24 protein-coding genes are annotated in these 23,705 nt (G+C 72.1%); 3 read left to right on the forward strand and 21 right to left on the reverse strand.

Translation table 11 applies throughout. The annotated features are described in order from the left end of the window. Positions 1 to 23: 23 nt before the first annotated feature. Genes QUV83_RS04065 through QUV83_RS04075 form a run of 3 tightly spaced genes read right to left on the reverse strand, consistent with a single transcriptional unit; the run spans position 24 to position 3,273 of the window. Positions 24 to 1,112, reverse strand: a complete 1,089-nt coding sequence (locus QUV83_RS04065) for an Rv2578c family radical SAM protein (RefSeq protein ID WP_289562900.1) — start codon at positions 1,110 to 1,112, stop codon at positions 24 to 26. A 55-nt stretch (positions 1,113 to 1,167) separates the two neighbouring features. After that, complete coding sequence (gene hisS, locus QUV83_RS04070; RefSeq protein ID WP_289562901.1) at positions 1,168 to 2,550, reverse strand: histidine--tRNA ligase; 1,383 nt, start codon at positions 2,548 to 2,550, stop codon at positions 1,168 to 1,170. A 6-nt stretch (positions 2,551 to 2,556) separates the two neighbouring features. Beyond that, positions 2,557 to 3,273, reverse strand: a complete 717-nt coding sequence (locus QUV83_RS04075) for an MBL fold metallo-hydrolase (protein WP_289562902.1) — start codon at positions 3,271 to 3,273, stop codon at positions 2,557 to 2,559. A 178-nt stretch (positions 3,274 to 3,451) separates the two neighbouring features. Here QUV83_RS04075 and QUV83_RS04080 point away from each other — a divergent pair, with 178 nt between their 5' ends. From QUV83_RS04080 to QUV83_RS04090, 3 genes are all read left to right on the forward strand, one after another. Beyond that, a complete protein-coding gene (locus tag QUV83_RS04080; RefSeq protein WP_289562903.1) occupies positions 3,452 to 4,192 on the forward strand; it encodes a peptidylprolyl isomerase in 741 nt (246 codons plus the stop codon). Then, a complete protein-coding gene (locus tag QUV83_RS04085) occupies positions 4,189 to 5,580 on the forward strand; it encodes a DUF349 domain-containing protein (protein ID WP_289562904.1) in 1,392 nt (463 codons plus the stop codon). The genes QUV83_RS04080 and QUV83_RS04085 overlap by 4 nt, the downstream gene beginning before the upstream one ends. A 139-nt stretch (positions 5,581 to 5,719) precedes the next feature. Continuing rightward, the gene (locus tag QUV83_RS04090; protein ID WP_289562905.1) at positions 5,720 to 6,346 is read left to right on the forward strand and encodes a hypothetical protein; all 627 of its coding nucleotides are present in this window, start codon (positions 5,720 to 5,722) and stop codon (positions 6,344 to 6,346) included. On the opposite strand, the gene QUV83_RS04095 is transcribed toward QUV83_RS04090, so the two are convergent. The 18 genes from QUV83_RS04095 to QUV83_RS04180 form a co-directional block, all read right to left on the reverse strand. Continuing rightward, positions 6,295 to 8,622 carry a RelA/SpoT family protein gene (locus tag QUV83_RS04095; protein ID WP_289562906.1) on the reverse strand — a complete coding sequence of 776 codons (2,328 nt, stop codon included), beginning with the start codon at positions 8,620 to 8,622 and terminating at the stop codon, positions 6,295 to 6,297. The two genes, QUV83_RS04090 and QUV83_RS04095, sit on opposite strands and share 52 nt — an antisense overlap. Before the next feature lie 52 nt (positions 8,623 to 8,674). Then, positions 8,675 to 9,223 (reverse strand): adenine phosphoribosyltransferase, encoded by a 549-nt coding sequence (locus QUV83_RS04100; RefSeq protein WP_289562907.1) that lies wholly within the window; start codon positions 9,221 to 9,223, stop codon positions 8,675 to 8,677. An 8-nt stretch (positions 9,224 to 9,231) separates the two neighbouring features. After that, positions 9,232 to 10,332, reverse strand: a complete 1,101-nt coding sequence (gene secF / locus QUV83_RS04105) for a protein translocase subunit SecF (protein WP_289562908.1) — start codon at positions 10,330 to 10,332, stop codon at positions 9,232 to 9,234. Then, entirely contained in the window at positions 10,332 to 12,245 is a 1,914-nt protein-coding gene (gene secD, locus QUV83_RS04110) for a protein translocase subunit SecD (RefSeq protein ID WP_289562909.1), read from the reverse strand. The genes secF and secD overlap by 1 nt, the downstream gene beginning before the upstream one ends. A 94-nt stretch (positions 12,246 to 12,339) precedes the next feature. Beyond that, positions 12,340 to 12,756, reverse strand: a complete 417-nt coding sequence (yajC, locus tag QUV83_RS04115) for a preprotein translocase subunit YajC (RefSeq protein WP_289562910.1) — start codon at positions 12,754 to 12,756, stop codon at positions 12,340 to 12,342. 171 nt (positions 12,757 to 12,927) lie between these two features. Further along, on the reverse strand, positions 12,928 to 13,950 hold the full coding sequence (gene ruvB, locus QUV83_RS04120) for a Holliday junction branch migration DNA helicase RuvB (RefSeq protein WP_289563066.1): 1,023 nt from the start codon (positions 13,948 to 13,950) through the stop codon (positions 12,928 to 12,930). A 22-nt stretch (positions 13,951 to 13,972) separates the two neighbouring features. Then, positions 13,973 to 14,581 carry a Holliday junction branch migration protein RuvA gene (gene ruvA / locus QUV83_RS04125; RefSeq protein WP_289562911.1) on the reverse strand — a complete coding sequence of 203 codons (609 nt, stop codon included), beginning with the start codon at positions 14,579 to 14,581 and terminating at the stop codon, positions 13,973 to 13,975. A gap of 92 nt (positions 14,582 to 14,673) precedes the next feature. After that, positions 14,674 to 15,243, reverse strand: coding sequence for a crossover junction endodeoxyribonuclease RuvC (gene ruvC, locus QUV83_RS04130; protein WP_289562912.1), 570 nt, complete (start codon positions 15,241 to 15,243; stop codon positions 14,674 to 14,676). A 63-nt stretch (positions 15,244 to 15,306) separates the two neighbouring features. Beyond that, positions 15,307 to 16,062 carry a YebC/PmpR family DNA-binding transcriptional regulator gene (locus QUV83_RS04135; RefSeq protein WP_289562913.1) on the reverse strand — a complete coding sequence of 252 codons (756 nt, stop codon included), beginning with the start codon at positions 16,060 to 16,062 and terminating at the stop codon, positions 15,307 to 15,309. A gap of 53 nt (positions 16,063 to 16,115) precedes the next feature. Further along, entirely contained in the window at positions 16,116 to 16,727 is a 612-nt protein-coding gene (pdxT, locus tag QUV83_RS04140) for a pyridoxal 5'-phosphate synthase glutaminase subunit PdxT (RefSeq protein WP_289562914.1), read from the reverse strand. Between the two features lie 23 nt (positions 16,728 to 16,750). Further along, complete coding sequence (locus tag QUV83_RS04145; protein WP_289562915.1) at positions 16,751 to 17,950, reverse strand: pyridoxal phosphate-dependent aminotransferase; 1,200 nt, start codon at positions 17,948 to 17,950, stop codon at positions 16,751 to 16,753. A 79-nt stretch (positions 17,951 to 18,029) separates the two neighbouring features. Then, complete coding sequence (locus tag QUV83_RS04150; protein ID WP_289562916.1) at positions 18,030 to 18,599, reverse strand: NUDIX hydrolase; 570 nt, start codon at positions 18,597 to 18,599, stop codon at positions 18,030 to 18,032. Next, entirely contained in the window at positions 18,596 to 19,519 is a 924-nt protein-coding gene (gene pdxS, locus QUV83_RS04155) for a pyridoxal 5'-phosphate synthase lyase subunit PdxS (protein ID WP_289562917.1), read from the reverse strand. Before pdxS ends, QUV83_RS04150 begins: the two co-directional genes overlap by 4 nt. Positions 19,520 to 19,596: 77 nt before the next feature. Beyond that, positions 19,597 to 20,268 (reverse strand): hypothetical protein, encoded by a 672-nt coding sequence (locus tag QUV83_RS04160; RefSeq protein WP_289562918.1) that lies wholly within the window; start codon positions 20,266 to 20,268, stop codon positions 19,597 to 19,599. Beyond that, a complete protein-coding gene (locus tag QUV83_RS04165) occupies positions 20,265 to 21,464 on the reverse strand; it encodes a glycosyltransferase family 4 protein (RefSeq protein WP_289563067.1) in 1,200 nt (399 codons plus the stop codon). Before QUV83_RS04165 ends, QUV83_RS04160 begins: the two co-directional genes overlap by 4 nt. A 35-nt stretch (positions 21,465 to 21,499) precedes the next feature. Further along, positions 21,500 to 22,510, reverse strand: a complete 1,011-nt coding sequence (locus QUV83_RS04170) for a phosphatidylinositol mannoside acyltransferase (protein ID WP_289562919.1) — start codon at positions 22,508 to 22,510, stop codon at positions 21,500 to 21,502. Continuing rightward, entirely contained in the window at positions 22,507 to 23,118 is a 612-nt protein-coding gene (gene pgsA / locus QUV83_RS04175; protein ID WP_289562920.1) for a phosphatidylinositol phosphate synthase, read from the reverse strand. Before pgsA ends, QUV83_RS04170 begins: the two co-directional genes overlap by 4 nt. Before the next feature lie 7 nt (positions 23,119 to 23,125). Then, entirely contained in the window at positions 23,126 to 23,698 is a 573-nt protein-coding gene (locus QUV83_RS04180) for an HIT family protein (protein WP_289562921.1), read from the reverse strand. Positions 23,699 to 23,705: the final 7 nt, after the last annotated feature.

The following is a 23,705-nucleotide window of genomic DNA, read 5'->3' on the forward strand; positions in this document are numbered from 1 at the left end:
TCCGGCTCAGCCGGATTGGGCACTCAGAACAACACGGGCTGGTCCACCTCGAACGACGCCACTCCCCCACCTGGCGCGGGCTCCGGGATGCTGCCCGTGGGGTAACTCCCCTCCTCGGGCCGCTCCCCCGCGCCAGACCGGCCACCAGGGCCACGGTGATCGACGCCTGCTGAGAACCCGTGCGCCTTCAGCAGCGGTTGCGCCCGTGCCCACAGCCAGTTCTTGTACTCGACCGGCACGTAGGCGCCACGCCCGTACAGACGGCGGTAGCGGGCGACCAGCGCAGGCTGCTCCCGGGCCAGCCAGCGCAGGAACCACGGCTTCACCGACCCCCGCAGGTGCATCGGCAGCACAGTCACCCCCGTGGCGCCCGCGTCGGCCAGAGCGGCGAGCAGCCCGTCGAGGTGCTCCTCGGAGTCCGTGAGCCACGGCATGACCGGGGCGACGAAGACGCCGCACGGCAGACCCGCGTCACGCACGGCGCGAATCAGGTCGAGCCTCGCCTGCGGCAACGGCGTGCCCGGCTCGACGGACTGCTGGAGCGCGGGGTCGAGCACCGCGAGCGAGACCGCGATGCCCACCGGGACCTGTCGCGCCGCCTCCGCCAGGGCCGGCAGGTCCCGGCGCATCAGCGGCCCCTTGGTCGTGAGCGAGAACGGCGTGCCCGACGAGGCGAGCGCGTCGATGATGCCCGGCATCAACCGGTACCGGCCCTCAGGACGCTGATACGGGTCGGTGTTCGTGCCCAGCGCCACGTGCTCACGCCGCCAGGACGGGCGCGCCAACTCGGCGCGCAGCACCTCGACCACGTTCGTCTTGACGACGATCTGCGTCTCGAAGTCGCGCCCCGCGTCGAGCTCGAGGTACTCGTGTGTGGGCCGCGCGTAGCAGTAGGCGCAGGCGTGCACACAGCCGCGCATCGGGTTGACGGTCCAGCGGAACGGCATCGTCGACGCCTCGGGCACCTTGTTCAGCGCGCTCTTGGCCGCGACCTCATGGAAGGTCACGCCGGCGAAGTCCGGTGTGCGCACACTGCGCACCAGGCCCGACAGGGCGAGGCCGGGCAGGGCCCCGCCATCCCCTGCCGCGACCGCCTGCCCATCCCACCGCATGCACCGAGTCGAACACGTGTTCGACTCGGTGTCAATTGCGCGGGGCCGCGACCCGTCAGACCGCGGGCGTCACCCGAGGCCACCAGTCCACGGCCGACGGCTCCCACGTCGCAGCGTCGGCGTCCTGCTGCTCACCGGAGCGGATGTCCTTGACCTGGTCGGCGCCGCGCGCCCCGTCCTCGCCGACGGCGCCGGGGAACCACACGAACGGGATGCCGCGACGGTCCGCATGCCGGATCTGCTTGCCGAACTTCGCGGCGGCGGGCGCCACCTCGACGGGGATCCCCCGGCTCCGCAGGCTGCGCGCCACGGCGTCTGACTCCGCCCGCGTCTCCTCCGACGTCACGGCGACCAGCACGGCGCTCGGCACCGGGCGCGTCGCGCGGACCAGGCCCGCGCCGAGCAGCCGGGACACGAGGCGGGTCACGCCAATGGACAGCCCCACGCCCGGGTAGGTCGTCGCGCCGTCCGACGCGAGGGTGTCGTACCGGCCGCCCGAGCAGATCGAGCCCAACTGCTCGTGGCCGACCAGCACCGTCTCGTAGACCGAGCCGGTGTAGTAGTCGAGTCCGCGGGCGATCTTCAGGTCGGCGACGACGACGCCGGGCGCCCGTTCGGCAGCGGCGCGCACCAGGGCGCCGAGCTCCTCGAGCCCCTCGTCCAGCAGCTCCGACGTCACCGAGTGCGAGGCCGCCAGCTCGCGCACCCGGGTGATCACCGAGTCGTCCGAGCCGGAGATCGCCGCGAGCTCGAGGCAGGCGCGCGCCTGCTCCTCAGTGGCGCCAGTCTCGGCGACGAGGAGCGCGGCCACCGCGTCGGCGCCGATCTTGTCCAGCTTGTCGATGGAGCGCAGCACGCCCTCGACGTCCTCGAGCCCGAGCCCGCGGTAGAACCCCTCGGCGACCTTGCGGTTGTTCACCAGGATCCGCACCGGCGGCACCCCGATGTCGCGCAGCGAGCCCAGCGCCTCGGCCATCACCAACGGCAGCTCGACCTCGTAGTGGTACGGCAGCGCGCCTGCGCCGACCACGTCGATGTCGGCCTGCGTGAACTCCCGGAACCTGCCGTCCTGGGGGCGCTCGCCGCGCCACACCTTCTGGATCTGGTAGCGCTGGAACGGGAACGCGAGGTGGCCCGAGTTCTCGAGCACGTAACGGGCGAACGGCACCGTCAGGTCGAAGTGCAGGCCGAGCTGGCCCGCGCGGTCGTCCTCAGCCGAGGCAGCAGGGTCCTCCTGCAGCCGGCGCAGCACATAGACCTCCTTGGAGGTCTCCCCCTTGCGCAGCAGCTGGTCGAGCGGCTCGACCGCACGCGTCTCGATCCCGGCGAAGCCATGCAGCTCGAACGTGCGGCGCAGCGCGTCCAGGACATGCTGCTCGACGATGCGGCCGTCGGGCAGCCACTCAGGGAATCCGGACAAGGGGGTGGGGCGTGCCATGAGGCCTCATCTTGCCAGGTACGGGTTGCGCCCCAGCTCGTCGTCCATCGTGGAGCCCGGCCCGTGGCCCGGCAGCACCACCGTGTCACCGGGCAGCGCGCGCACCACCTCGCGGAGCGTCCGCGTCATGACCTGGTCGTCGCCACCGGGCAGGTCGGTGCGCCCGACGGTCCCCGCGAACAGGACGTCGCCCGTGAAGGCCACAGGCGCGGGCCGCACGTCGAGCAGGTACAGCGTCGCGCCCTCGGTGTGGCCGGGCGCATGCCTCGCCACGAGGCTCAGGCCGCCGAGCTCGAGCACCTCGTCGGCTGATCGGCCATCGTCCCCGGGCTCGGCCCCGAAGGGCTCAATCCGTGCCGGGACGCGGTAGTCGGCCGGCGAGACGCCCACAGACGCCAAGGACTGCGCGAGCGGGCCGCCGGGATCGTGCGCGCTGCCCAGGCCCAATGTGCCGAACGGGTCGGCGAGCCGGTACGCGTCAGCCTGGTGCAGCCGCAGCGGGATCCCGTACTCCTCGACGAGCTCCGCGGCGTCCCAGGTGTGGTCCACATGCCCGTGGGTCGCCAGCACCGCGACCGGGACCAGGCCGTTCTCCTGCACCGCGCGCCGCACGCCGGGCGCTGCGCCGCCGCCCGGGTCGACGATCACGCACGTCCCGTCGTCTGCCGCCAGCAGGTAGCAGTTGGCTCCGAAGACGGGGGCGACGACGGTGATGAGCTGCATCCGCCCACCGTACCCAGGCGGGCGCCGCCACCCTCCGCGCGACGCCCAGATGTGTTTCCCGACGTGGCGTGGCGCCCAAGGCCCTTGCGTTGCCTAGACTGTCGGGGTCAGGAGCGCGGGACCGCTGGCCACGGTGTTCACCAGGTGTCAGCAGGCCGCCCGTCGTCGAGGAGTGTGCGTGGCACCGAGCAAGCGCGAATACGAGCGTCGTCGGTACGAGAAGTGGCAGCAGCGGCAGGCGGCGCGTGAGGCGCGTCGCCGGCGCCAGCGCGCCCTGATCGCCGCCGCGGTCGTCGGCGTGCTCGTGATCGGCGTCGGCGTCGCCGCGGCGATCGCGACGCTGGGCGGATCCGACGACGTGCCCCCCGCGGCCGAGACCACCGCTCCCACGAGCGACGCGCTCGTGCCCGACCCCGCACTGGCAGAGGGCCGTGCCTGGACCGGGACCCTGCGCACCAGCCAGGGCGACATCGGCCTGGAGCTCGACGGGGTCAACGCGCCCCAAGCGGTGGCGAACTTCGTGACGCTCGCCCGCGACCAGTACTTCGACACGACCGCCTGCCACCGTCTGGTCACCACCGGGATCAAGGTGCTGCAGTGCGGCGACCCGACGGGCACCGGCACCGGTGGCCCGGGGTACTCGTGGGGCCCTATCGAGAACGCGCCGGCCGACGACTTCTACCCGGCCGGCACTCTCGCCATGGCCCGGGTCGGCGGCGACGGCGAGTCGATGGGCAGCCAGTTCTTCCTCGTCTACGAGGACTCGACCATCCAGTCCGACGCGGCTGGTGGATACACGGTGTTCGGCCGCATCACGTCCGGTCTGGACGTGGTGCAGGCAATCGCTGACGCGGGGAACGGGGACGACGGAGTCGCCCCCGCCCTCGACGTCATCATCGAGGGAGTGGAGACCCAGTGACCGAGAACTTTGCCGCCCAGGAGCGCGAGCGCGACGAGGTCGCCGGGTCCACCGTCCCGGAGGGCGAAGCCACACCGACGGCGCCGGTCGACGCTGACGCGCCCGAGCAGGAGGCCGTTGAGCCGGCTGAGGCCGCCCACGCGGCTACCTTCGGCCGTGTCGACGACGACGGCTCGGTCTTCGTCACCGAGGCCGCCGGCGAACGCCTCGTGGGCCAGTTCCCCGGCGCGACCGCCGAGGAGGCCCTCGCGCTGTATGTGCGCCGGTATCTCGACCTGCAGGCCAAGGTCGTGCTCTTCGAGACTCGGCTCACGGCCCGTGACCTCGCGATCAAGGAGATCGACCAGACGCTCGCCCGGCTCACCGAGGAGCTCGCCGAGCCGGCCGCCGTGGGCGACCTCGACGGGCTCCGCGCCCGCCTGGACGGCCTGAGGTCCGTGGCCGCCGAGCGCCGCGCAGCCGCCGAGGCCGAGCGCGCCGCGGCCCGCGAGGCCGCTGTGGCCGCGCGGACGCAGATCGTGGAGCAGGCGGAGAAGATCGCCTCGACCGACCCCGAGCGCATCCAGTGGCGTCCGGCAGGCGAGCAGCTCCGCCTGCTGCTCGAGCAGTGGAAGGACGCCCAGCGGTCCGGCCCGCGCATCGACAGGCCCACCGAGGAGAGCCTGTGGAAGCGGTTCAGCCACGCGCGCACCACGTTCGACCGTGAGCGCCGGCACTTCTTCGCCGAGCTCGAGTCCCGCAACGCGGGCGCCAAGCAGGCCAAGGAGGCGCTCGTCCAGGAGGCCGAGAGGCTCTCGACCAGCACAGACTGGGGCCACACCGCTGGCGCCTACCGCGACCTCATGACCCGTTGGAAGGCGGCTGGCCGTGCGAGCCGGGCGGACGACGACGCGCTGTGGGCCCGGTTCCGCGCCGCGCAGGACGCGTTCTTCGCGGCCCGCGACGCCGAGTCGGCGGCCACGGACTCTGAATACCAGGCGAACCTCGAGGTCAAGGAGGCCATCCTCGTCGAGGCCGAGCGCCTCGTCCCGGTGACCGACCTGGCAGCTGCCAAGGCGACGCTGCGCACGCTGCAGGATCGCTGGGAGTCCGCGGGCAAGGTGCCCCGCGGCGACGTCCAGCGCGTCGAGGGCCGCATGCGCGCCGTCGAGACGGCAGTGCGCGACGCCGAGCAGGCGGTGTGGCGCCGGAGCAACCCGGAGACGCGCGCACGTGCCGAGGGCGCCGCCGCACAGCTCGAGAGCGCCATCGCCGCACTCGAGGACGACCTGGCGAAGGCTCAGGCCAAGGGCGACAAGCGCAAGGTCGAGGAGGCGCAGGCCGCCCTCGACGCACGGCGCGCCTGGCTCGAGCAGGTCCAGCGCGCCGCCCAGGACGCGCGCGGCTGACCCGCGCACCCGTCCCACCGGCGCCCGGGCGCAGCGGCTTCGCTGCCCCGGGCGTCGTCATGTCCGGCGGTGGGCCCCACTGTCCACAGGGATGCGGCGGGCGCATCCCTCGACGGCGCCGCGGCGGCATGCTGGGCACGTGACAGCGCCGTGGATGCCCCGCACCGCCATCCCTCCCGCTGACGACGCGGTCTCCCCCGCGACCGTCGGCGCCGTGGCGTTCGACGCATTGCTCCGCGACGGCCACGCCCATCGGGTGTGGGGCGACCTCGCCGTCCCCACGGGAGCCCCGACGACCCCGGCTCACCGTGCCACCGCGCTCCGCGCACTCGTCCCCGTGCGTGCTGCGGTCGGGCGGGAGACCGCCGCCTGGGTGCACACCGGAACGGGCCTGCCCGCGAGGATGCAGGTGCTCGTGGGGCCCCGTCGCCGGCGGCCTGACCCGCACCCGCTGCGCATCACCCACGAGTGCGTGCTCCCGGCGGAGCAGACCATGGAGATCGCCGGGGTCCGTGTCACGACGGTGCAGCGCACCGGGGTGGACGTCGCCCGCTGGGGCTCGCCCACGAGCACCCTCGCGACGCTACGCGCCCTTCAGGCGATCGGATTCGACCCCGACATGGCACTCGACACGCTGAGCGCGATGTCAGGTCATCCGGGGGTGCGCGAGGCACGCTCCACGTTGTCGCTGCTCGCGTCACACACCCCGCGCGGTCAGGCGCGGATGACAGGCTCCTCAGCGGCCTTGGCGCCCGTGATGCGGTAGACGTCGAAGACGCCCTCGACCTTCCGCACCGCCGACAGCACCGACGCCAGGTGCGATGGCTCGGCCATCTCGAAGACGAAGCGGGACATCGCCACACGGTCGCGGGAGGTCGACACCGACGCGGAGAGGATGTTCACGTGGTGGTCGGACAGCACGCGCGTCACGTCCGAGAGCAGCCGGCTGCGGTCGAGCGCCTCCACCTGGATCTGGACGAGGAACAGCGCACTGCTCCCCTGCGTCCACTCCACGTCGACGATCCGCTCGGGCTGCGCGCGGAGCTGCTCGACGTTGATGCAGTCGGTGCGGTGCACGCTGACGCCCTGGCCACGCGTGACGAAGCCGACGATCTCATCGCCCGGCACCGGGGTGCAGCACTTCGCCAGCTTCACCCAGATGTCATCGACCCCGCGGACCACGACGCCCGGGTCGCCGGTCCGCACCCGGCGGGCAGTGTTGCCGGGCCGCGCGGTCTCGGCGATGTCCTCCTCGGCGCCCGGCTCCCCGCCCATCGACTGCACCAGTCGGTGCACCACAGTGGTCGCCGAGACTTGGCCCTCGCCGATCGCGGCGTACAGCGCCGAGACGTCCGCGTAGCGCATCTCGTTGGCCAGCGCGACGAGGGACTCATGGGAGAGCAGGCGCTGGATCGGCAGGTTCTGCTTGCGCATCGCCTTCGCGATCGCGTCCTTGCCGTGCTCGATGGCCTCTTCGCGCCGCTCCTTGGAGAACCACTGGCGGATCTTGTTGCGCGCGCGGGGGCTCTTGACGAAGCCGAGCCAGTCGCGGCTCGGGCCGGCGGTCTCGGACTTCGAGGTCAGCACGTCGACCACGTCGCCGTTCTCCAGCGCGGAGTCGAGCGGGACGAGGCGGCCGTTGACCCGCGCGCCCATCGTCCGGTGCCCCACCTCGGTGTGCACCGCGTAGGCGAAGTCCACCGGGGTGGAGCCGGCGGGGAGCGCGACGACGTCGCCCTTCGGCGTGAAGACGTAGACCTCGGCGCCCGCGATCTCGAAGCGCAGCGAGTCGAGGAACTCGCTGGGGTCCGCGGTCTCCTTCTGCCAGTCCACGAGCTGACGCAGCCACGTCATGTCGTTGCCGGCCGGGTCCGTGGCGCCGCTGCCGGCGTTCTTGGCAGTCTCCTTGTACTTCCAGTGCGCCGCGACGCCGTACTCCGCGCGGCGGTGCATGTCGTGCGTGCGGATCTGGATCTCCACCGGCTTGCCACCCGGCCCGATGACCGTGGTGTGCAGCGACTGGTAGAGGTTGAACTTCGGCATCGCGATGTAGTCCTTGAACCGTCCGGGGACGGGATTCCATCGCGCGTGCAGGGCGCCGAGCGCCGCGTAACAGTCGCGCACCGAGTCCACCAGGACCCGGACGCCGACCAGGTCGTAGATGTCGGCGAAGTCGCGGCCTCGCACGATCATCTTCTGGTAGATCGAGTAGTAGTGCTTCGGCCGACCGGTGACGGTGGCCTTGATCTTGGCGGAGCGCAGGTCCGCGCCCACCTGGTCGCGGACGACCGCCAGGTACTCCTCGCGGGCGGGGGCCCGCTCGGCGACGAGGTGCACGATCTCGTCGTAGACCTTGGGGTACAGCGTCGCGAACGACAGGTCCTCGAGCTCCCACTTGATCGTGTTCATGCCCAGGCGGTGGGCCAGCGGCGCGTAGATCTCCAGCGTCTCGCGGGCCTTCTTCTCCGCCGAGGACGCCGCGACGAACTTCCAGGTGCGGGCGTTGTGCAAGCGGTCAGCGAGTTTGATCACGAGCACGCGGATGTCGCGCGACATCGCGACGACCATCTTGCGGACCGTCTCGGCCTGCGCCGCGTCGCCATAGGCGACCTTGTCGAGCTTCGTGACGCCGTCGACGAGCATCGCGATCTCGGGGCCGAACTCCGCCCGGAGCTGGTCGAGGGAGTAGTCGGTGTCCTCGACGGTGTCGTGCAGCAACGCGGCGGCGAGCGTCGGCGGCGTCATGCCCAACTCGGCGAGGATCGTCGCCACCGCCACGGGGTGGGTGATGTACGGGTCGCCGCTCTTGCGCAGCTGCCCGCGGTGCGCGCGCTCCGCGACGACGTATGCCTGCTCGACCACCCCGAGGTCGGCCTTGGGATGGTTCGTGCGAATGGCCTGCAGCAACGGCTCCAACGCCGGCGACGTCGCGGGACCGCGCGCGCCAAACCTCGCCAGCCGTGACCGCACCCTGCTACCGGACAACCCGTCCGTCGAGACTGTGGGGACGTCCGAGCGGGTCGTCCGTGCGTTGTCGCTCATCTCACCCCTCCCGCGTGTCCACCGATCCGCAAGAGTCTACGTCGCCGACCTGTCAGGCCACGGCAATGAGCGAGTCGACACGATGGCCGGCCAGCACCTCGCGCCCCGGCAGGAACGCGAGCTCGACCAGGAACGACAGTCCGACGACCTCCGCGCCGCAGCGCTCGAAGAGCCGGATCGTCGCGCCGGCGGTGCCACCGGTCGCCAGCACGTCGTCGACGATCAGCACGCGGGCGCCGCGCGGGACGGTGAACGGGTGCACCTCCACCGTCGCGGTGCCGTACTCGAGCGAGTACTCCTCCGCGGCTGTCGGGCCGGGGAGCTTGCCGTGCTTGCGCACCGGCACGAACCCCGCGCCCAATGCCATCGCCACCGGCGCCGCGAGGATGAAGCCCCGAGCCTCGGTGCCGGCGACCAGGTCCACAGGACCGTCGACGCGTCCTGCGATCTCGGCGACCATGCCCGCGAACGCCTCGGCGTCCGCGAGCAGCGGCGTGATGTCCTTGAAGCCGATGCCCGGCGACGGGAAGTCGGGGACATCGCGGATGAGCTCGTTCATGCGGTGGATCAGCGCGTCTCCGCGCAGTGCTGCTGAGGACATGGTTGGTGCTACTTCTTCCCAGACTTGCGGCGCTTGGGCTGTGCGGCAGTGCCCTGATGGGCTCCCGGCCGCAACTGGCCCACGTGGATGGCGACAGGCGCCCCGGACGAGCCCTCGGTGGACCCCTCGGCGGTCGCCGCACGGGCGGCGAGCACCTTCGCGGTGTGCGCGATGATCTTCGGCTCACGCTCACGGAGCGTCACCTCGGCCGGGGTGGCGAGGAAGATCGAGGAGAACGTGCCGACGGCCATGCCGATGAACAGTGCGAGCGCGATGTCACGCAGCGTCCCGGCGCCGAGCAGGAACGCGCCGATGAACAGGATCGCGCTGACGGGCAGCAACGCCACGACCGAGGTGTTGATGGACCGCACCAAGGTCTGGTTGACGGCCAGGTTGGCCTTCTCGGCGTAGGTGTACCGCGTCTGGTCGAGCACGTCGGCGGTGTTCTCGCGCACCTTGTCGAAGACCACGACGGTGTCGTAGATCGAGTACCCGAGGATCGTCAGGAAGCCGATCACCGTGGCGGGCGTGACCTCCCAGCCAACGGCGGCGTAGATGCCGACGGTGATGATCAGGTCGTGGAACAGCGCGATCAGCGCGGCCGCGGCCATCCGCCAGTTGCGGAAGTACACGGTCATGACGACGGTCACCAGCAGCAGGAACACCAGCAGGCCGTTGACGGCCTTCTGGGTGACGTCCTTGCCCCAGGACGGCCCGACGAACGAGCTGGCGACGTTCTCCACCGGCACGTCGAACGCCTCGGCGAGGTCCTGCTGCGCCTGGGCGAGCCGCTCCTCGTCGAGGGCGACCGTCTGGATGCGCAGCGCCGACCCGCCGACGGTCGTCACGCGGGGCACCTCTTCGGGCGCCACCTCCTGGACGATGTCGCTGGCCAGTGACTGGTCAGTGGTCGCGACCCCCGAGACGACGAACTGCGAGCCGCCGCGAAATTCGATGCCGGGGTTGAGCCCGGGCTTGACGAGCAGGATCGCGGAGAGCAGCACGATCACCGCCGAGATCGTGTACCACACGCGGCGCCGTCCGACGATGTCGTACGAGCGGCGACCGGTGTACAGGTCGTTGCCCCACTGGGCGAATCCGACAGCCATCAGTGCTCCGTCCCCTCGGTCGTGTCGGACCCGTGCTCGCCGGACACATCCGGGGATGTCGTGTCGCCTGGTCTCTCGTGGCCGCCACCTGCGTCCACCCCGTCGCGCGCCTCGTCCTCGTGTGCCTCGGCGTCGGACTGCGCTGCGGCACGCTCGGCGGCGCGCCGCTCGGCGATCGTCATCGTCGCCGCGCCCACCCCTGCCGTCACCGGCACGCGGTCGGCTGCCTTCTCCGGGGCGTGCCCGTTGCCCGTGGGCGCCAGGCCGACGACCTTGCCGCGCCCGACGTACCGGGTCGCCGTCGCGCCGAGCCGGCGCGGGTCGAGACCCGAGAACCGGTGGCCCGAGGCGAAGAACCGGGTGCGAGCCAGGAGCGTCATCAGCGGGTGCGTGAAGAAGAACACCACGAGCAGGTCGATCAAGGTGGTGAGGCCGAGCGTGAACGCGAAGCCGCGCACCCCGCCGACGGCCAGGAAGTACAGCACCACGGCCGCGAGGAAGTTCACGGCGTCCGAGGCGAGGATCGTGCGCCGGGCGCGGTCCCAGCCGCGGTCGACGGCCGGGCCAAGGCTCCGCCCATCGCGCAGCTCGTCGCGGATGCGCTCGAAGTACACGATGAACGAGTCGGCGGTGATGCCGATGGCGACGATCAGGCCGGCGACGCCGGGCAGCGACAGGCGGTAGCCCTGCGTCCACGACAGCACCGAGATCACGCCGTAGGTGACGACGCCCGCGATAAGCAGCGACGCGACGGTGACCAGGCCGAGCGCGCGGTACTGGAACAGCGAGTAGATGACCACGAGGAGCAGGCCGATGGCGCCCGCGATGAGGCCCTTCTGCAACTGCTCGGTGCCGAGCGTCGCGGAGATCTGCTCCTGGCTCTGCAGGTCGAAGGTCAGCGGCAGCGCGCCGAAGTTGAGCTGGTTGGCCAGCGTCGCGGCGCTCTCCCGGTTGAAGCTGCCGGAGATCTGCGCCTCGCCGTTGGAGATGATGACGCCGGCGTCGAGCGACGGCGCCGAGATGACCAGGCCGTCGAGCACCATCGCGAACTGGTTCTGCGGGGGCGTGGACGCCAGGGACTGCAGGCGCGTGGTCGTCTCGCGGAAGAGGTCGGAGCCCTCGGAGTTGAACTTGATGTCGACGACCCACTCGTTGGTCGTCGCTCCGGTCTGCGTCGTCCTCAGGCCGGAAGTCGCGGAGGCGACATCGGCGCCCTTGATCTCCACCGGGCCCAGCAGGTACTTCGCCGTGCCGTCGTCAGCGCACGTGACGAGCGCCTTGTCCGGGTCGGCCACCTCGCCACCGACGAGGTTGTCGGGGTTGGTGCAGTCGAGGGCGTCGAAGTCCGCCTCGACCTTCGGCGTGACGTAGTACTCCGTGTCGCTCGGGCTGTCCGGCGCGGCCTTCGTCGGGGTGTCCGACGGGGCCGCCTCCTCGGTGGCGCCCTCGGTCGGCTCTGTGCCCTCCGCGCCATCCGTCGGGGCGTCCGTCGCCGTGTCCGTGGTCGTCGCCTGCGGCGCCCCGATGGCCAGCACCGGTCGGAACGTCATCTGCGCCGACTTGCTCACCAGCGCGATGGTCTCCTCGTCCGGAGTCCCCGGCAGCGAGACCACGATGTTGCGGCCGCCCTGGCTGGTGATCTCGGCCTCGGCGACGCCGGAGGAGTCCACGCGCTGGCGGATCACGTTGATCGCCTGCGAGATCGTCTCCGAGGTGATCGGCTCGTTGTTCTCCGTCACCGCCGTCAGGATGAGCTGGGTGCCGCCCTCGAGGTCGAGCGCCAACTTGGGCGTCCACGTGGCGTCCGACAACTGCGTGCCGGCGAAGAGCGAGCCGAAGAGCCCGACGATGATCGCGCCGAGCACGGCGAGGGTGCGTACCGGCCGGGGCCGGCGGCTGGGTGGCTGAGCCAACGGAGTGTCTTCTCTCGTGCGCGCACCGCCCGGCAGGCGCCGGGCGGTGGGACCGTTCCCGCTCGGCGCTCTGCCTCGCGGGTCTGAGGGCTAGCTACTTCTTCTCGGGGTCGTCCTCGTCACGGGCGGGACGGGCCGGGGGCATCGAGGACAGGTCGTCGGGGACGTCGATCGCGTCCGCGGCCTGCTCGTCCTCGGAGCCGTACGACTCCTCGTCGTCCACCTCGTCCTCGTCGTACTCCTCGTCGTCTTCGACGGGCGGCTCGACGAGCTTGGCGATCGCGGCGCGCAGCCAGCGGGACTCGTTGCCCGGGGTCGACTCCAGCGTGATGATGTCGTCCTCGATGTCCACGACAGTCCCGAACAGGCCAGAACCGGTCATGACCTCCTGGCCGACCTCGAGGTTCGCGCGGAAGTCAGCGGCCTGACGCTGCTGCTTGCGGGTGCGGTTCGTCATGAGCCACATGGCGCCGAAGGCCAGCGCCAAAATGATGATGAACGAGAAGTCCATGGAAGATCCGTCTCCGGTCTGATCGAGATGTCCGCCGTAGTCTAGGCGCCCAGCCTGCTCGCGCCTAACCTCCCCGCGGACTTCTCCGCGGAGTGGAGGCAGATGACGGCGTGCACAACGTTTCACACGCGCCGAGAGTTCCGAGTCCTCGAGCCTACGAGGAACGCGGCCTCAAGAGAACAGCGTCCCCGTCGGCGAGGGTGGCGTGAGGCCGAGGTGCTCCCAGGCGGCGGGCATGGCGATCCGGCCGCGCGGCGTCCGCCCGACGAGCCCCTCGCGCACCAGGAACGGCTCGGCCACCGTCTCGACGGTCTCGGGCTCCTCCCCCACGGCGACGGCGAGGGTCGTCAGGCCCACGGGCCCGCCGCCGAACCGGGTGCACAGCGCGGTGAGCACGGCGCGGTCGAGCCGGTCGAGCCCGAGCGCGTCCACCTCGTACACCTCGAGCGCCGCCTGGGCCGCGCTGAGCGAGAGCCGCCCGTCGCCGCGCACCTGCGCCCAGTCACGGACGCGGCGCAGCAGGCGGTTCGCGATCCGGGGGGTGCCCCGCGACCGGGAGGCGATCTCCGCCGCGGCAGTGGCCTCGAGCGGCACGCCGAGCAGCCCGGCGGAGCGGGTGAGCACCTGCTCGAGCTCGTCGGCGGAGTAGAAGTCGAGGTGCGCGGTGAAGCCGAACCTGTCGCGCAGCGGCGCGGGCAGCAGCCCGGCGCGAGTGGTGGCCCCCACGACGGTGAACGGCGGCAGCGACAGCGGGATCGCACTCGCCCCGGCGCCCTTGCCGACGATGACGTCGACGCGGAAGTCCTCCATCGCCACGTACAGCAGCTCCTCGGCGGGGCGTGCCAGCCGGTGGATCTCGTCGAGGAACAGCACCTCGTTCTCCTCGAGCGAGGAGAGCACCGCGGCGAGGTCGCCGGCGTGCTGGATCGCGGGCCCGCTGGTCACGCGCAGCGACGCGCCGAGCTCGGCGGCGATGATCATCGCCAACGTCGTCTTGCCGAGTCCCGGAGGCCCGGACAGCAGCACATGGTCGGGCGCCTTGCCTCGGCCGACGGCGGCGTCGAGGACGAGCGAGAGCTGGTCGCGCACGACGTGCTGGCCGACGAACTCGTCGAGCCTGCGCGGGCGGAGTGCCGCCTCGGCGGCCCGCTCCAGGTCGGAGGCCTCGGGGCGCACCAGCGAGATCTCGTCCATCTCCACCAGCTCGCCGTCGGGCTCAGCCACGGCCGCCGCCCAGCGTTCGGAGCGCGGCGCGCAGCACCGCGGCGACATCGCCCGGCGCCACGTCGCCCTGCTCGAGGACCTGCGCCACGGCGTCGTCGGCGGCCCGGGCATTCCAGCCGAGGCCGATCAGCGCCTCCACCACCTGCTCGCGCCGGTCGGTGGCCGCCACTGGCGTGAAGCCCCCCTCGACGACCGTCGCGGGCGCTCCGAGGCGACCCCCGAGCTCGAGCACGAGCCGCTGGGCGCCCTTCTGCCCGATGCCGGGCACCCGCTTGAGCGCGGCCAGGTCCTCCCCGGCCACCGCGCGCCGCAGCCCGTCGGGGCTGTGCACCGCGAGCATCGCCAAGGCGAGCCGCGGCCCCACCCCGCTCACCGTCTGCAGGATCTCGAAGACCTCGCGCTCGTCGGCGTCCGCGAATCCGAACAGCGTCAACGAGTCCTCGCGCACCACGAGCGAGGTCCACAGCAGTGCCTCGGCGCCCACCCGCAGCGACGCCAGGGTCGTGGGCGTGGCCTGCACGAGCATGCCGACACCGCCGACCTCGACCACTGCGGCGTCCAGCCGCACAGCCTGCACAGTGCCCCGTACCGACGCGATCACCCGTGGTCCTCCCTCATCACTGGAGCGCGAGCGGCGCGCATCCGACAGCACTATCCCACGGGCACGAACAGGTGTACGAACGACACGCGTCCTCAGGCCCGGGCGCCCCGTGCGGCCTGCTCGGCAGCCGCCCAGGCGCGCTGCGCGGGGGTCATCGACCCGGGTGCCCGCTGCGGGGCACCGAGCGCCCCGGCTGGGCGCCACAGGTGGCAGATCGCCAGGGCGAGCGCGTCGGCGGCGTCGGCGGGGCGGGGCAGCTCGTCGAGCGCGAGCAGCCGTTGCACCATCACCTGCACCTGGGGCTTGTCGGCGCGGCCGTTGCCCGTGACCGCCGCCTTGACCTCGCTCGGGGTGTGCAGGGCGACCGGGATGCGCCGCCGCGCGGCCGCGAGCATCGCCAGCCCCGCCACCTGGGCGGTGCCCATCACGGTGCTGACGTTGTGCTGGGCGAAGACCCGCTCCACCGCGACAGTGTCCGGGGCGTGCTCGTCGAGCCACTCCTCGAGCTGCAGCGAGATCGCCAGCAGCCGTTGGTCCACCTCATGGTCGGGACTCGAGCGGGCGACACCCACCGCCACCATCCGCACCCCGCGTCCGGGCAGCCCGTCGACCACGCCCAGTCCGCACCGGGTCAGGCCGGGGTCCACTCCGAGCACGCGCATCGGGTCAGTCTCCCAGCCCAGGAGCCCGCCGGGCGGCAGCACCGCCCGGCGAGCCCAGACGGGTCACTCAGACTCGAGCTCCGCCATGACCTCGTCGGAGGCGTCGAAGTTCGCGTACACGTTCTGCACGTCGTCGGAGTCCTCGAGCGCGTCGATCAAGCGCATGATCTTGCGGACGCCCTCGACGTCGACCTCGATCTGCATCGACGGGTAGAACACCACGTCCGCGGAGTCGTACTCGATGCCGGCCTCCTGCAGCGCGGTGCGCACAGGAACCAGGTCGGTCGCGGCGGAGAGCACCTCGAACGAGTCGCCGAAGTCGTTGACCTCCTCGACGCCGGCGTCGAGCGCCGCCTCCATGACCGAGTCCTCGTCCGTGCCCTCCTTGGGCACCATGACGACCCCGCGCCGCGAGAACAGGTACGACACCGACCCTGGGTCGGCCATCTGGCCGCCGTTGCGGGTGAACGCGACGCGCACGTCAGACGCGGCGCGGTTGCGGTTGTCGGTGAGGCACTCGACGAGCACGGCGATGCCGCCGGGGCCGTAGCCCTCGTACATGATCGTCTCGTAGTCGGCGCCACCGGCCTCCTGGCCGGAGCCGCGCTTGACGGCGCGGTTGATGTTGTCGATGGGGACCGACGTCCGCTTGGCCTTCTGGATCGCGTCGAAGAGCGTCGGGTTGCCCGCGACATCACCGCCGCCCGTGCGGGCGGCCACCTCGATGTTCTTGATCAGCTTCGCGAAGAGCTTGCTCCGCTTGGCGTCGACGACGGCCTTCTTGTGCTTGGTGGTGGCCCATTTGGAGTGACCGGACATCGCTACCCCTTCGTCTCCGCCCACGACGCCCGAGCAACGCCGCGACGGGCGGTTCAGAGGCTGTCGCGGACGATCTGCACGAACAGTCGATGCACCCGCGCGTCGCCGGTGACCTCCGGATGGAAGGAGGTCGCGAGCAGTGGGCCCTGGCGCACCGCGACGATCCTACCGGCGGCTGGCCCTGTGCGGATGCTCGCGAGCGACACGGCGCGCGGCCCGACCTCCTCCACCCAGGGCGCCCGGATGAAGACGGCGTGCAACGGCGCGGTCTGGCTGTCCTCGATGCCGTCGATGACCAGGTCTGTCTCGAAGGAGTCGACCTGCCGGCCGAAGGCGTTGCGCCGCACCGTGATGTCGAGCCCGCCAAGCACCTGCTGGTCGGCGGTGCCGCCGATCACCCGGTCGGCGAGCAGGATCATCCCGGCACATGAGCCGTAGGCCGGCAGCCCCGCGCGCAGGCGCTCCTGCAGCGGCCCGAACAGGTCGAATGCGCGCAATAGCTTGTCGATGGTGGTCGACTCCCCGCCGGGGATCACCAATCCGTCGATCGCGTCCAACTCGGCGACCCGGCGCACCGGGACGGCGCGCGCCCCCACGTGCTCGATCGCTCGCGCGTGCTCGCGCACGTCGCCTTGCAGGGCCAGGATCCCGATGGTCGCCGTCACGGCTGCGCATCCTACGGTCGAGGTCAGACGCCCGGGGACGGCGTCCCAGTGGCGACGGCAGCCGGAGCCGAGTGCCAGGCGTCGACCTGGTCGGCGAGCCGGCTCAGGCCGGTGAGGATCGCGGCCTCGTCGGACGCGAGCGACACCCGCACCATCCCCTCGCCGCCGGCGCCGAAGGCCGATCCGGGCGACACCGCGACATGGCGGTCGCGGAGCAGTGCCAGCGCGAACTCCTCGCTGTCCCCGGTGGCCCGTGACACGTCGACCATCAGGTAGAACGCCCCGTCTGGCTGCACACACGGCACGCCTCGCGCCGTGAGGAGCGCGACTGCCGCGTCCCGGCGGCGGCGGTAGGCCTCGACGGCATCCGTCACGTCGTCCTGCGGGCCGCGCAGGGCCGCCAGCGCCGCGCGCTGGCTCACCGTCGACGGGCACGCGACAGTGGCCTCCGCGACTTGGCCCAGGAGGTCGTGCACCACCGGGTCACCGGTGACCACGTAGCCGAGCCGCCACCCCGTCATCGAGTAGGTCTTCGAGAACGTGTAGAACGTGACGACCCGCCCGTCGGTGTCGAAGGCGGCGGGACTGACGTGCGCGGGGCCGAAGGTGATCTGCTCGTAGCACTCGTCGGAGAACACCCACAGGTCGTGGCGCCGGGCGAGCTCGACGATCCCCGCAAGCAGCTCCGCGGGGTACATCGCGCCGGTGGGGTTGTTCGGGGAGTTGACCAGGAGGACCTTGGTGCGCGGCGTGATCGCGGCCTCGATGTCGTCGAGCGTCGGCATGAAGCCCGCGGCGGCGTGCGCCGGGTAGGTCCGCACGTCGGCCCCCGCGGCGGTGGCGGCCATCCGCCAGTTCGGGAACTCCGGGTCGGGCACGAGCAGCTCGTCGCCGGGGCCCATCGTGGCGTTCATGGCCATGGCCAGGCCGTGCATCGCTCCGTGGGTGACCACGATGTCGTCCGCGGTGGCCGTCAGCCCGTTGACGGCGCCGACCTTCTGGGCCAACGCGGCGCGCAGCTCGAGTGAGCCGATGCTCGACGTGTACCCGGTGTGCCCGCTGCGGGCGTCCTGCGCGGCCGCCTCGACGATATGCGGCGGCGTGGGCACGTCGGGCTCACCGAGCTCGAGCCTGATCGCCTCGGGGTCGAGCATGGCGAGCTCCATGAGCTTGCGGATCCCGCTGCGGTGCATCCGGACGACTGGCGAGGTGGTGATCGGCACGTACCGCACCGTAACCCCATGGTCCGCGCTCCCGGAAACGATGCGGCGGCGCAGCCCTGGCCTCAGCCCTCCAGCGTGCTCATCCGCGGCCCAACCCGAGGTGGCGGGTCTGGCCGTCCCACTCCGGCAACAGGCTGCGCACGAGCCCGACGAGCCCTTCCGGGAAGACCTCGAGCGTCTCGCGCTCAAGGTCGTCCAGGTCCCACCACCGCAGCTCGTCGATGACGTCGTGCTCCAGGTCGGTCCACCCGGCCCGGCTCAGGCCGGCGACATCGGCCGCGGCGCCCGCGTCGAGCCGCGCCACGAAGATCTCCTCGTCCTGCCGGCAGTGCTCGGCGACGAAGTCGAAGATCGCCGACCGGGTGAAGACGGGGCCGATGAGCTCCTCCGGCCGCAGCCGCAGGCCCGTCTCCTCGCGGACCTCCCGCACCGCGGCGGTGCGGGCGTCCTCCCCCGCGTCGATGCCGCCGCCCACCGTGAACCACCAGCTCCGGCTCGGCTGGTCCACGTCATGCCCCCGCACCAACAGCACACGGTCCTCCTGGTCGAGCAGGATGACGCGCGCGGCACGGCGGAACCGCAGCCCGTCCGCGCCCAGGACCCACTCGGGGCCGAGGGCGCGGACCGGGCCGTCGACGGAGTCGGTCACCAGCCCCGCTCGGCCAGCCGGTGCCCCACGGGCACGTCGTCGACGTTGATGCCGACCATGGCCTCGCCCAGACCGCGCGAGACCTTCGCGATGACGCTCGGGTCGTCGTAGAACGTGGTGGCCTTGACGATCGCCGCGGCGCGGTCCGCCGGGTTGCCGGACTTGAAGATGCCGGAGCCGACGAACACGCCCTCGGCGCCGAGCTGCATCATCATCGCGGCGTCCGACGGGGTGGCGATGCCGCCCGCGGTGAACAGCACGACAGGGAGCTTGCCGGTGCGAGCGACCTCCTTGACCAGGTCGTACGGCGCCTGCAGCTCCTTGGCGGCGACGAAGAGCTCGTCCTCCGGCAGGGAGGTGAGGCGGCGGATCTGGTCGCGCAGCGTGCGCATGTGGGTCGTGGCGTTCGAGACGTCGCCCGTGCCGGCCTCGCCCTTGGAGCGGATCATGGCCGCGCCCTCGGTGATCCGGCGCAGCGCCTCGCCCAAGTTGGTGGCGCCGCACACGAACGGCACGGTGAACGCCCACTTGTCGATGTGGTGCTCGTAGTCGGCCGGGGTCAGCACCTCGGACTCGTCGACGTAGTCCACGCCGAGGCTCTGCAGCACCTGGGCCTCGACGAAGTGGCCGATGCGGGCCTTCGCCATCACCGGGATGGAGACGGCGGCGATGATGCCGTCGATGAGGTCGGGGTCGCTCATGCGCGCCACACCGCCCTGCGAGCGGATGTCCGCCGGAACGCGCTCGAGCGCCATGACGGCGACGGCGCCGGCGTCCTCGGCGATCTTCGCCTGCTCGGCGTTGACGACGTCCATGATCACGCCGCCCTTGAGCATCTCGGCCATGCCGCGCTTGACGCGGGCAGTGCCCACGGCGCCCTCGGTGACGGACGTGGCGGACGTGCTGGAATCAGTGGTCACACTGGCCTCACAGATCAAGCGGGCGGATGAGGTGGGGAGCGTTTGTGCTCTTCACAGCATCCTAGTCCGCGCCCTGTTCAGGCCGAAGGGCCTGTCCGCCCTGCAGTCGCCGCCGGGAGGCCGGGCCGTCCCAGGGCGTCCGGCCACGCGTCGTCGAGCTCGAGGGTCTGGGGCAGCGCGGCGCTCCCGGCGAGGCGCAGCGTGCGCACGCCCCACCCGCGGCGCAGGCGCTGGGTCTGCGCGACGGCCTCATTGTGGAAGCGCCGGGCGAGCTGCACCCGGTACCAGGCGGCCGCCAGCGCGTCGAGCAGCTCGGACCCGCCGGGCTCCGCGCGCAGCTCCGCGACTTCCTCCGGGTCGTCGAGCACAGCGCGCAGCGTCGCGGACAACTCGCTCTCCGCCATCCCCCGGTCCGCCTGGGCATGCGGGTCGGCGCCGCGGACCTGTGCCGCCGCGCCGCCGTCGAGCTCCAAGGGGAGCGTCGTGAGGGCTGGGACGTCCTGCCCGCCCGCCACCATGGCCCGCCAGGCGGCCTCCCCGACGAGCAGCGAGCTCACGGGGTCCATCAGCCCCGACGACGCGAGCTGCGAGGCGGCCGAGGCACGACGCAGGAGTTGCGCGTCGACGACGGCGAGCGAGGCCGCGACCTTGCGGTGCAGGCGGTCCAGCCGGGACGCCGCCACCCACACCCACCAGACACTGAGCGCGATCAGCGCCGCGACGAGCACTGCCGACTCCGACCAGCTCATCGAGCCTCACCCCGTCCACGTCGCCGCTCGAGCATCCGCGCGCCCCGGCGGGACAGCGGGTCCTCGCCGACGGGCGTGTCCCGTCCCTCGACCACCATCTCGTACACGGTGAGCACCTCATGCGTCACCGAGGACCAGTCGTAACGGCGCACCGCGTCAGACGCCCTGCCGACCAGCGCGCGGCGCTCCTCCTCGTCGCCCAGCACCCGCAGCAGCGTCCGGGCCAGGTCCTGCGAGTCGCCGGTGCGGAACAGCACCCCGGCCTCACCCTCGGCCAACACGCGCCGGAACGCGCCCAGGTCGCTCGCCACGACCGCGGCCCCGGCGCTCATCGCCTCCACGAGCACAATGCCGAAGCTCTCGCCGCCCGTCTGCGGGGCGCAGTACACGTCCACGGAGGACAGCAACTGCGCCTTCTCCTGGTCGGTGATCTCGCCGAGGAACTCCACCGCGCGCGCCGCCTGCTCGCCGATCAGCGCGCGCACGTCGTCCGGCCCGGTCTCTCCCCGGCCCGCGATGAGGAAGCGGGCCCCAGGCTGCGTCCGCAGGATCTCCGGCACGGCGCTGAGCAGCACCGCGAGCCCCTTGCGGGCCTCGTCGAGCCGGCCGAGGAACGCCACCGTCGGGGCCTCGGGCGTGCCGACCCAGCGGGCGTCCGGCTCGGCGTCGGCGAAAGTGTCCACGTACACGCCGTTGGGGATCACGACGGCGTCCCCGCCCAGGTGCTCCACGAGGGTGCGCCGGGCGTCCTCGGAGACTGCGATGCGCGCGCCGATCTTCTCCATCGACTGCCGCACCAGCGGGTACGCGAGCTGCAGGGGGCGCGAGCGCAGCAGCGCGGTGTGGAACGTGGCGACGATGGGGCCGTCGGCGATCCACAGCGCGAGCATGCCGAGGCTGGGGGTGACGGGCTCATGCAGGTGCAGCACGTCGAACTCGCCTGCCGCGAGCCAGCGCCGCACGCGCGCCGCCGTCACCGGGCCGAAGGTGAGGCGCGCGACGGCGCCGTTGTAGCGCACCGGCACCGCGCGTCCGGCGGAGGTCATGTACGGGGCGATGGGCGTCTCGTCATCGGCGGGCGCCAGCACCGAGACCTCGTGGCCGCGAGCGATCAGCGCCTCGGCGAGGTCCCGCACGTGGAACTGCACGCCGCCGGGCACGTCGAAGGAGTAGGGGCAGACGATCCCGATCCGCAGCGGCCGGTCGCCCACGGTGGGCTCGACGGTGGCGCTCATGCCGGGGCCTGCCCGTCGACCGCGCCATCAGGCGCCCCGTCCGCCGTCGGCGTCGCGGCGGCGAGCGTCTGCGCGTACCGCCGGGGGTCCAGGTCGTCCACGAACACCTTCTGCAGCATGTGCCAATCCTGTGGGGCCCGCGAGATGCCGTCGGCGAGGCCGTCCACCCAGGCCTGCGTCATCGCCGCCACCTTCTCAGAGCTCGACCCCTGCGGGGGCACCGGGACGAACGGGTGGAACTCGATGACGATGCCCCACGGCGATCCGGCGGCCCGGCGTCGGTCGCCGCGCAGCCGCTCATAGGAGATCGTCACCGCGACCAACGGCGCCCCGGTGGCGACCGCCAGCGAGGCGGGGCCTGCGGCGACCCGGGCGCGCGCGCCGAACAGGTCGACCTCGACCCCACCGCGCGCGGACAGGTCGCGGTCCGCGAGCAGCGGGATGATCGCGCGTGGGCCGCGCGCCGCCCGCAGGAGCTGGCGGAACACGCTCCCGTCACCGGACAGCGGGATGATCGTCAGGCCGATGCCGCGCCGGAACTCCAGGAACTCCTGGAACAACTCCTCGGGCTTGAGGCGCTCGGCCACCGTCGTGACGGGCGCCAGCCGCACAGTCCCCCACGCGCCGGCCAGGTCCCAGTTGCCCATGTGGCCCAGCGCCATGACGACCGGCTGGTCCGCGGCGAGGGCGCCCTCGATCTCCTCCACCGCGACGGGGCGGACCCGCGCGGCGATCTGCTCGGGCGTCAACCGGCTCATCGCGAACGCCTCCGCGAAGTACCGGAAGTACGAGCGCATGCCCGCCCGGCTCAGGCTGCGCAACTCACGCGTGGTCGCCATGGGCCGCACACGCCGCAGGTTGGCCTCCAACTGGCGCACACCGCCGCCGTGCAGCAACCAGGTGGCGTCGGCGCCGATCACGCTCGCGCCGCGCAGCACGGTCTCGGGGACCTTGCCCGCCAGGCGCCAGCAGAACGTGATCAGCGGGGCCGTCAGATCCTTGCTCATGACGCCGCCGCCCTGACCTGCTCGCGCACCGTGGCCATGCGCTGCACCACAGTGATCGCGGACGCGATGGCGAGCAGCCCGAGCACCACGGTGAGGATCACCGACGGCAGCCCGATCCCGACGAGCGCAGTCGCGGTGAGGACCGCGGCGAGCCTGTCGGCCCGCTCGGCGATGCCCACCGAGGCCGTCATCCCCAATCCCTCAGCGCGGGCGCGGGCGTACGGGACCACCGAGCCCAGCACCAGGCAGGCCAACGCGAGCCCGCCCGCGAGAGTGTCGTCGCCGCGGCCGAAGAACCACAGCACGAGGCCGGAGAAGATCGCGGCGTCGCCGAAACGATCGAGAGTCGAGTCGAGGAACGCGCCCCAGCTGCTCGAGCGGCCGGCGCGGCGCGCCATCACCCCGTCGAGGGAGTCGGTCAACGCGAACGCCGCGATGAGCAGCGTCCCCGCGAGCAGGTGGCCCGTGGGGTACAGCCACAGCGCCGCCACGACGACGGCGAGCGTGCCCGCGATCGTCACGGCGTCCGGTGACACCCCGCGCTTGAGCAGCACGTCGGCGAGGGGCGTCATGACCCGCGTCATGAACCCCCGCAGTCGGTTCAGCACGCCTCGATCATCCCTTCTGGTCTGTCGGCCACGCGGCAGCGAGGCGAGCCCTGGTGTCGGCCAGCAACTCGGGCAGTGCCCGGGTGCGCGCGACGATCGGCAGGAAGTTCGAGTCCCCGCCCCAGCGCGGCACGAGGTGCTGGTGCAGGTGTGCGGCGATGCCGGCTCCCGCGACCTGCCCCTGGTTCATGCCGAGGTTGAAGCCGTCCGGCGCGTAGACCGCCCGCACCACGCGCATCGCCACCCGCGTGAGGTCCGCGACGTCCGCGGCCTCCTCGGGTGTGAGGTCGGTGTAGTCGGCGACGTGCCGGTACGGGCACACCAGCAGGTGCCCCGAGTTGTACGGGTAGAGGTTGAGCACCACATACGCCGCGGTCCCGCGGGCGACGATCAGGCCGTCCTCGTCGCTCAGGCTGGGGGCCCGGCAGAACGGGCACCCCGCGCCGGCGGCGCCGTCGGCAGGCTTGTTCTCGCCGCCGATATACGCCATCCGGTGCGGGGTCCACAGCCGCTCGAAGCCGTCGGCAACCCCCGGGCGCTCGCCCGGCAGCTCGACTTCGACCGGATCGTCGTCGCTCATGGGGCGC

The organism is Cellulomonas cellasea (genome assembly GCF_030372105.1).
GTDB lineage: Bacteria > Actinomycetota > Actinomycetes > Actinomycetales > Cellulomonadaceae > Cellulomonas_A > Cellulomonas_A cellasea_A.

What these genes read in the sequence shown, in the direction of transcription:
- secF (WP_289562908.1), bottom strand. Translation starts at nt 10,332, where the DNA reads ATGGCTGTCGGATTCGCCCAGTGGGGCAACGACCTGTACACCGGTCGC.
- QUV83_RS04135 (WP_289562913.1), bottom strand. Translation starts at nt 16,062, where the DNA reads ATGTCCGGTCACTCCAAATGGGCCACCACCAAGCACAAGAAGGCCGTC.
- QUV83_RS04095 (WP_289562906.1), bottom strand. Translation starts at nt 8,622, where the DNA reads ATGAGCGACAACGCACGGACGACCCGCTCGGACGTCCCCACAGTCTCG.
- ruvC (WP_289562912.1), bottom strand. Translation starts at nt 15,243, where the DNA reads ATGCGCGTGCTCGGAGTGGACCCCGGCCTGACCCGGTGCGGACTGGGC.
- QUV83_RS04065 (WP_289562900.1), bottom strand. Translation starts at nt 1,112, where the DNA reads ATGCGGTGGGATGGGCAGGCGGTCGCGGCAGGGGATGGCGGGGCCCTG.
- hisS (WP_289562901.1), bottom strand. Translation starts at nt 2,550, where the DNA reads ATGGCACGCCCCACCCCCTTGTCCGGATTCCCTGAGTGGCTGCCCGAC.
- QUV83_RS04075 (WP_289562902.1), bottom strand. Translation starts at nt 3,273, where the DNA reads ATGCAGCTCATCACCGTCGTCGCCCCCGTCTTCGGAGCCAACTGCTAC.
- QUV83_RS04160 (WP_289562918.1), bottom strand. Translation starts at nt 20,268, where the DNA reads ATGAGCTGGTCGGAGTCGGCAGTGCTCGTCGCGGCGCTGATCGCGCTC.
- QUV83_RS04100 (WP_289562907.1), bottom strand. Translation starts at nt 9,223, where the DNA reads ATGTCCTCAGCAGCACTGCGCGGAGACGCGCTGATCCACCGCATGAAC.
- QUV83_RS04170 (WP_289562919.1), bottom strand. Translation starts at nt 22,510, where the DNA reads ATGAGCAAGGATCTGACGGCCCCGCTGATCACGTTCTGCTGGCGCCTG.
- QUV83_RS04180 (WP_289562921.1), bottom strand. Translation starts at nt 23,698, where the DNA reads ATGAGCGACGACGATCCGGTCGAAGTCGAGCTGCCGGGCGAGCGCCCG.
- ruvB (WP_289563066.1), bottom strand. Translation starts at nt 13,950, where the DNA reads ATGGACGAGATCTCGCTGGTGCGCCCCGAGGCCTCCGACCTGGAGCGG.
- yajC (WP_289562910.1), bottom strand. Translation starts at nt 12,756, where the DNA reads ATGGACTTCTCGTTCATCATCATTTTGGCGCTGGCCTTCGGCGCCATG.